This is a genomic window from Dietzia sp. B44 (assembly GCF_014145245.1).
Classification (GTDB): Bacteria; Actinomycetota; Actinomycetes; order Mycobacteriales; family Mycobacteriaceae; genus Dietzia; species Dietzia natronolimnaea.
This window is the reverse complement of sequence record NZ_JAALEF010000279.1, coordinates 1-4,486: the sequence shown is the minus strand read 5'-3', so window position 1 is coordinate 4,486 and position 4,486 is coordinate 1. Positions and strand designations below refer to the sequence as shown.

General features: G+C 72.1%; 5 protein-coding genes. 1 reads left to right on the top strand and 4 read right to left on the bottom strand.

All coding sequences use genetic code 11. The annotated features are described in order from the left end of the window. On the bottom strand, positions 1-615 hold a 615-nt coding region (locus G6017_RS09820; RefSeq protein WP_182617155.1), incomplete at its 3' end, for an oxygenase MpaB family protein. 33 nt (positions 616-648) lie between these two features. After that, positions 649-1,656 carry an LLM class oxidoreductase gene (locus G6017_RS09815; protein ID WP_182610715.1) on the bottom strand — a complete coding sequence of 336 codons (1,008 nt, stop codon included), beginning with the start codon at positions 1,654-1,656 and terminating at the stop codon, positions 649-651. 99 nt (positions 1,657-1,755) lie between these two features. Between G6017_RS09815 and G6017_RS09810 the strand changes: the two genes are divergently transcribed. Continuing rightward, positions 1,756-3,084 (top strand): cation:proton antiporter, encoded by a 1,329-nt coding sequence (locus G6017_RS09810; RefSeq protein ID WP_182610714.1) that lies wholly within the window; start codon positions 1,756-1,758, stop codon positions 3,082-3,084. A 49-nt stretch (positions 3,085-3,133) separates the two neighbouring features. Here the strand turns inward: G6017_RS09810 and G6017_RS09805 are convergent, their stop codons facing one another. Together G6017_RS09805 and G6017_RS09800 are read right to left on the bottom strand one after the other, a co-directional pair. Then, positions 3,134-3,754 carry a DUF2238 domain-containing protein gene (locus G6017_RS09805; RefSeq protein WP_182617154.1) on the bottom strand — a complete coding sequence of 207 codons (621 nt, stop codon included), beginning with the start codon at positions 3,752-3,754 and terminating at the stop codon, positions 3,134-3,136. Further along, on the bottom strand, positions 3,751-4,486 hold a 736-nt coding region (locus G6017_RS09800), incomplete at its 5' end, for an endonuclease/exonuclease/phosphatase family protein (RefSeq protein WP_182617153.1). The genes G6017_RS09800 and G6017_RS09805, both read right to left, overlap by 4 nt.

The following is a 4,486-nucleotide window of genomic DNA, read 5'->3' as shown; positions in this document are numbered from 1 at the left end:
GGGATGCAGGAACGTCCGGATGGCGCCGGCGGGGACCGCGGCCGGCCACCACTGGCGGGGACGGAGGAGCTGCCCGCGGTAGCGCGTGAGCGCCGGGGTGACGGCGAGCGCCCCGGTCCGGTCGCGGAAGTAGGCGTCGAAGTCCTCGACCGTCGGGGGCAGCGGTGCGTCGGAGATGCCGTAGGCGCGGTACCACCTGCAGCACGAGGCGTAGACCGACCGGCGTTCCCCGGCGTCCAGTGGACCGCGGAATCTCGTGATGGTCTCGAACAGCGAGTCCACATACGTGGCGTGTTGGAAGTGGAAGACCTGCGGGTCCAGTGAGTGGTAACGGTGGCCGTCGGCGTCGGTTCCCCGGATGGTGTCGTGCGTGACCACGATGCGCCTCGGGATCCAGGACTCCGGATGGGGGTCGAACGCCATGTCGATCGTCGGGGGGACCGATCGCTTCTTGTGCAGCCAGACGAAGCCCGGGGAGGGCGAGTGCTCGAGCATCGCCGCACTGATCGCCGGGTGCATCAGCTGCAGTGACACCGCGCGGGGCAGCATGAACAGGAACTGCCGGGACCGGAGGTGCTCGAACAGTCCGGGTTCCGGGGTGGCCGCGCCTGTCATGGGTGGTCCCGCCTCTCCGTTCCGCCGGTGAGGCTAGTGGGCGAGCGCGGGGAAGTGGGGCACGACGGTCTCGGCCAGCTCGTGGACGACCTCCCGGATCGGCCGGCGGGACGCCCCGACCCCCAGCAGGACGTGGTTGACCCCGATCCCCCGCAGGTCCGCCAGGTGCTCGACCAGACGCCGGTGACCGATCCGGAACCCGAAGCCGATCGGCGAGGCCGCCTCGTCGGGGTCCTCGGCCAGGTCGATCTGGAGCGATTGCGCGAAGGGACTGAACACCTCGTCGTCGTCGGATCCTCCCTCCCGGCTCTCGGTCACCACCTCGCGCCACCTCGCGGCGGTCCGGCGCTGCGCGTCGAAGTCACGCGGGTAGGTCAGCCATCCGTGCCCGTGGGCGGCCAGGTACGTGATGCTCTGTTGACACGAGCCGGTCATGATCAGCGGCACCGACGAGGCGGTGGGCTTGGGGACAACGTCCGCGCTGTGCATCCACCCCCCGGACCAGCGGATCCCGCGCATCTCGGTGGTGAGGGCGTGTGTCATCACCGTGAGGTTCTCCCGGAACCTCTCCCCCCGCCGCCCCTGCTCCAGCCCGAACGCGCGGAACTCCTCCGGCCGGTCGCCGGAGGCCACGCCCAGGAGGAACCGGCCGCCGGAGAGACGGTCCAGGCTGGCCGCGGACTTGGCCACGTGCAGTGGATGGCGGACGGGCAGCACGACGGCCGCCGTCCCGAGGGCGATCCGGCTGGTGTGGGCGGCCACGTACGTGAGGAACACCCACGGATCGTAGATCTGGCCCACGTCGCCGAACGACGGGACGCGAAGCGGGATGTCCCGGGCGTAGAGGGCGGCGAACCCTCCGGTCTCCGCGGCCCGGGCGACCTCGATCTGTTCGCTGATGTCCGGGCCGTCGACCCGGTCGGCGCGCGTCCGCAGCGGGAATCCCAGCCCGAGGGTCAGTCGCCCCGCGCCGAACGTCCGACGGAAGCCCGGGAGCCGCCGGGGGTCACCGTCGGACGTGTCGAGCGGCGAGGTGGTCATGTGCCCCACCCTCGCACGATCCGGTCGACGCCGGTCGACGGCCTCGCGTGCGCGCCGCTCGTCTAAGCTCTCCTTCATCGATCGAGCGAGAGGCCGGACGTGACCACCACCCTCCTGGCCGCCGAGGCGTCCCCCACCGAACTCGTCTCGCTGTTCTGGATCGTCCTGGCCGTCTGGGCGGCACCGGTGCTGTCCGGGTTCACCCGCTCGTTCATCCCGGGCGTGGTGCTCCTCCTGGTGGGCGGGATGGTGATCGGCCCCAACGGTCTGGACCTGGCGGTGGAATCCGGCGGGGTGGCGCTCCTCGCGGAGCTCGGGCTGGGGATGCTGTTCCTGCTGGCGGGGTTCGAGCTCGAGGTCTCCACCCTCACCGGGCGCAGCGGACGACGAGCGGCCGGGACCTGGGTCGTCAGCCTGATCCTGGCAGCCGGGGTGGGGTGGATGGTCTCGGGCCGGTGGGAGACCGCGGTGGCGATCGGGCTCCTGCTCACCTCCACGGCCATCGGGACCCTGTTGCCCATCCTCAAGGGCTCCGGCCATGACAGCACCCCCGTGGGCCGGGCGGTCCTCACCCACGGCGCGGTGGGGGAACTGGGGCCGATCCTCGTGATGGCGGTGCTGCTCGGTACCCGCAGCATCGAGTCCTCCATCGCGGCCGTCGGGCTGTTCGGACTGGCCGCGCTGGTGATCCTGGCGGTGCCGGCCCGACTGCTCCACATCCCCGCGCTCGGTCGGGCGCTCCTGCAGGGCACCACCTCCACCGGACAGCTGGCCATGCGCACGGTGATCCTGCTGCTGGCCACCATGATGGTCGTGGCCACGGTGTTCGGTCTGGACGTGGTGCTCGGCGCGTTCGCCGCCGGCATGATCCTGCGCCGACTGGTCGACTCCCTCGGGGCACACCTGCGCGGCGGTGGCCAGGCCCCGGACCGCGGTCTCGCCGCGATCCTGCTCCGTCAACTGGAGACCGTCGGCTACACCCTGTTCATCCCCGCCTTCTTCGTGGTGTCGGGGATGGGCATCGACCTCGGGGCCGTGGCGGCCTCGCCGTGGGTGCTGGTGGCGGCCGTGGTGAGCATGCTGGTCCTCCGCGGCGGAGGGGTGTGGCTGGGCGAGACCGTCACCCGCGCGAGCCCCGGGCTCGACGGTCCACGGGAACGGGCGAGGGTGGGTCTGTACGCGGCGACCGGTCTCCCGATCATCGTGGCGGTCACCGAGGTCGCGGTGAACAACGGTCTGATGACGGGCGAGATCTCCTCCGTCCTGGTGGCGGCCGGGGCGGTCACCGTCCTGCTCTTCCCCCTCCTGGCGGAGGTGGTGCGGGCCGGAGCCCCGGTTCGTCGGCCGGGCGCCACGACACCGTCACCGGAGGACCCCGTCTCACCGGGGTCACGGGGGAACGACGACGACGAGGACGGCATCCGGTGAGGTCCGGCGTCAGCGGTGGTACCCGGGCAGCGGTCTCCGGGTCGACCGTCTAGCGGCGGGACCCCGCCTCCGAGGACACGCGACCGGGCCGGTCGGTCGGCATCAGCACCCGGGGCCAGTGGGCCAGGAGCAGACCCGCGGCCAGGGCGCCGAGACCACCCGCGGCCATGTCCCCGATCGTGTCGTCGAGGGTCACGTAGATCCGGTCCGTCAGGTAGGCGTGGCCGAACCACTCCACCATCTCCCACAGTGCGCCCAGGGCCAGGCCGAAGGCGGTGGTGAGCACCACCGCCCCCGCGGCCGGGACACCCCCGTCACCCGGTGCCGGCACGATCCCGCGGTGCGCGAGGAACAGGTAGGTCACCACCGCCAGCGCTCCGGCGCACGCGAAGTGGACCACGATGTCCCACCACCAGATGCGCGTGTACAGGTCGAAGACGTTGCTCCAGGCGGCGACGAGCAACGTGACCGACACCGCGGTGTCCGCCCACGGCCTCATCCCGACGAAGCGCGGGAGCATCAGTCCCGGCAGGGCGAACGCGACGATGGCCGCGTCCGTGAGACCGTGCAGCAGCAGGGCGAGCAGGACGCTGAGGGCCCCGAGGATCCGCAGAGCGTCCGCCGCCATCCGCACGCGGTTCTCCGCGGGACGCAGGAAGTTGTCGATCACGCGGCGACACCCCCTCGGTCGAGACGCACGACGGCGTGGACGGGCAGATGGTCCGACGCCCACACGCCGCCGGGCCGCAGCGGGTTGACCGCGGCGTGGGTGACCCTAAATGCTGACGAGGCGAGTATCCAGTCGATGCGCGCCCCGTTCCTCCGCGGCGCGCGGTAGCCGGTGTACGTCCCCCACTCCTCGCTCGCGCGGGTCCGCGCGCTGTGCCAACTGTCGACCAGAGTCCCCTCCCGGACCAGTTCTCGGACCGCCGCGCCGGCCGGGCCCGTGTTGAGGTCGCCGGTCACCAGCGCCGGACTGTGCCGGGCGGACGACGGGGCGGCGGCGGACACCAGGTCGAGAATCGCCCGCGCCGACCGCAGACGGGAGCGCGCGGAGAACGGGTCGAGGTGGGTGTTGATCACGAGGAAGCTCCGTGAGGTCCCGCGATCGCGGAACTCCGCCGACACCATGACCCGGGGGATGAGGTTCCCCCAGGATGCCGATCCCGCGCGGGTGGGCTGATCGGACAGCGCGATCTGGTCCCAGTCGAGCAACTCGAGCCGTCCGGAGTCGTAGAAGATCGGCGAGGCCTCGCCACCTCCGTCCGAGCCCCGACCGCGGCCGACCACGGCGTACCCGGGGCCCAGGGCGTCGAGCATCACCGTGGTCTGCTCGCGCAGCACCTCCTGCGCGCCGAGAACCGTCGGCCGCTCGGCGGCGAGGAGCGCGCGGACCGCGGGG

Coding starts and splice junctions, on each gene's coding strand:
- G6017_RS09815 (WP_182610715.1), bottom strand. CDS start 1,656: ATGACCACCTCGCCGCTCGACACGTCCGACGGTGACCCCCGGCGGCTC.